The organism is bacterium (genome assembly GCA_030647555.1).
GTDB lineage: Bacteria > Patescibacteriota > Andersenbacteria > UBA10190 > CAIZMI01 > CAIZMI01.
The window spans coordinates 1-2,623 of sequence record JAUSJG010000018.1; the positions used below are offsets into that span (position 1 = coordinate 1).

Sequence of the window (2,623 nt, forward strand, 5' to 3'; positions counted from 1 at the left end):
AAAGGCCACTGTTCTTTTTGATTCGGCGATTTCTTTAAATAAAGTTTCTCGGCCCTTCTTGTGTGGCAAGAATCCAAAAAAAAGAAAGTCTGACGCGGGAAGTCCTGAAATAGAGAGGGCTGAGACAACCGCCGAAGGTCCAGGGATTGCGACAATATTTAAAGTGTCGCCAAATTGCTCCCGCAATTTGGCGACAAGGTGGCTCCCCGGATCTGAAATTGACGGCGTCCCCGCATCCGACACCAATGCCAAATTTTTTCCCTCTTTTATCAACTCTGCTATCTTTTCTATCGGCTTCCCGCTTTTTTGTTCGTTGTAAGTTGTAAGTTGTTTGTTGATGATTCCGTAATGTTTCAGTAGTCTTTGCGTCATCCGAGTATCTTCACACAAAATAACATCCACCTCTTTGAGCACCCGAATTGCCCGAAAGGTAATATCTTCCAAATTTCCTATAGGCGTTCCGATAACATATAAAGTGGGCATAAGTGCACTCTATATAAATAAAACAGCGAGGGCAAGCCCCGCTGGTTTAAGGTTCCTCATACAAAAAAATGGAAATGTGTATTTGTTCGCCCCACTTCTTAATGATTTCCTGAGTTCGGGGAAGACCATAATCAACAATCTTTGGTCGACCAAATATATCCTGACAAAAATTTTCCGGATTGAGAAAATGGTGGCCATCGCGAATAACTTCGCCGTTGGTTATCCCAAGTACTGGCATCCAAAACATTCTTGTCCACCACTTGTCCCTATTGTATTCATCTTCAAAAGGAATTCTGACAGGACGTCCATATTTCTGGATGTTCACAGTACCAAAGAAAGAAAAATATGTTGGTTGTAGAAACGGATGCTTTGTGCGCGAGTAAAACCGATATTCACGCCAATTGCACGCAATTCCATGAAAAAGCGCCCATTTAAGGCCCTCCATGCAATCTACAGAATAATCAACGAATTCTCTCTTTAGCCGAGGTACTAATTCTCGCCGTTGTTTTATCACCCGTTGTAGCAAGGAAAAAGATAATATGTTTGGCCAAAGTATTTTGGGGAATTTAAGAACCACACCGAGTGTCGGTAACAAAATAACAAAACGATTCCTACCATTTTTTACTTTCAAGGATATCTCCTTTTGACTACAAGACTAGACACTAAACTAACACCATCTCCCACGCTTTGCAAACATTGCTAAATTACTATGATTTACCCAAGCATACTTAAGAATTTGAGAATACTTTCTCCACGCTTGGTCAGCTTGTGTCGCACGAAGTTCCCATCATGTCTTTTCATTGTGAGTCCTGCGACCACCAATTTGCCAATATGATCGGAAGCATTATTAAAACTAATCTTTAGAGTTCTTGCAATTTCTTCAACCGAAAGTTCAGGTTTCTCTTTCAATAAATCAACTATCCCAAGTCGCCGGTGGCTGGCAATTCCTTTTGTGATTGTTTCTATTTTTCGCCAATTCACCATTCACAAATAATATCACACTCAGCTTATCTATACCAGTATTCAGTGGAATACTGGTATAGATACAACTCTTTATGACTTATAACTATGATAGTAATAAATCCCCCACTTTGTAAACATCGCCGGCACCCATGGTTATAAGAACGCTATTTGGCGATAAATTGGTTTTAAGATAATCAGCAATTGCACTTGGGTTTGGAAATGCTAAAACATTTCCACCAAGTTCTTTTATTTTTTCTGCCAACATATTGGAAGAAATTGTTTCATCAAATTGCTCGCGCGCGGCATAAATTGGCGCCAAAATTACTTTGTTGGCAGACTTTAGGGCCTCTGCAAAATCATTGAGTAGAAGTTTGGTGCGAGAGTAAAGATGTGGCTGAAAAATAATTGTAATTTCTTTGTCGGGAAATTTTTCCCTAAAACCCTGCAGGGTGGCTTTAATTTCTGTCGGGTGATGGGCATAATCGTCGTAGACGATTATGCCATTTTTCGTTTCACCTTTATATTCAAACCTTCGCCATGTGCCGGCAAATGATGCCAATGATTTAAATGTTTCTTCTTGATTAAGTCTTAAGACATCCGCTACCGCGAGCGCTACTGACGCATTCCGGCGATTATGCTCCCCCGGAAGCTGGAGTTCAATCTTATGTGGCAAATTTTCCGGTTTTAAATATTCGGTAAAATTGATAACTCGGCATTTCAAATCCTTAATAATCGGTTTCAAACTTTCATCTCCGGTATCGCAAATCAGAAATCCGCCCTCCGGAATTTTTAAAACAAATTCGCGAAAAGCGCTTTGAATATCGGGAAGGTCTTTGTAGTAATCCAAGTGGTCTCTATCAATGTTGGTTATAACCACAATCGTTGGCCAAATATTAAGAAAAGAGCGTTTGTATTCGCAGGCTTCAACTATAAAATAGTCGCTAAAACCGGCCACGAAGTTTGACGCAAAATCTTTTAGGAAACTTCCAATAATAACCGTTGGATCTTTTTTAGCGTCAATAAAAACTTTAGCCAGCATTCCCGTAGTCGTAGTTTTCCCATGAGTTCCGGAAACCGCAATCGTGTAATGGGTTTTGGAAATTAAACCAAGCATTTCTGGGTAGGACATTGTCGCAACCCCGAGCTTGTGCGCTTGCGCAAGCTCGGAATTATTATC

The 2,623-nt window shown here is 40.5% G+C and carries 4 protein-coding genes; all 4 read right to left on the reverse strand.

The genetic code is table 11. From position 1 onward, the window contains the following. Positions 1 to 483, reverse strand: a 483-nt coding sequence (gene rsmI, locus Q7S57_04500; GenBank protein MDO8512508.1) for a 16S rRNA (cytidine(1402)-2'-O)-methyltransferase, incomplete at its 3' end; no start/stop codon positions are given. A 46-nt stretch (positions 484 to 529) separates the two neighbouring features. After that, complete coding sequence (locus tag Q7S57_04505) at positions 530 to 928, reverse strand: hypothetical protein (GenBank protein ID MDO8512509.1); 399 nt, start codon at positions 926 to 928, stop codon at positions 530 to 532. Between the two features lie 269 nt (positions 929 to 1,197). Then, entirely contained in the window at positions 1,198 to 1,467 is a 270-nt protein-coding gene (locus Q7S57_04510; GenBank protein ID MDO8512510.1) for a winged helix-turn-helix domain-containing protein, read from the reverse strand. A gap of 82 nt (positions 1,468 to 1,549) precedes the next feature. Continuing rightward, positions 1,550 to 2,623: Mur ligase family protein (locus Q7S57_04515; protein MDO8512511.1), on the reverse strand; the 1,074-nt coding region annotated here is incomplete at its 5' end.

Coding starts and splice junctions, on each gene's coding strand:
- Q7S57_04505 (MDO8512509.1), bottom strand. CDS start 928: ATGGAGGGCCTTAAATGGGCGCTTTTTCATGGAATTGCGTGCAATTGG.
- Q7S57_04510 (MDO8512510.1), bottom strand. CDS start 1,467: ATGGTGAATTGGCGAAAAATAGAAACAATCACAAAAGGAATTGCCAGC.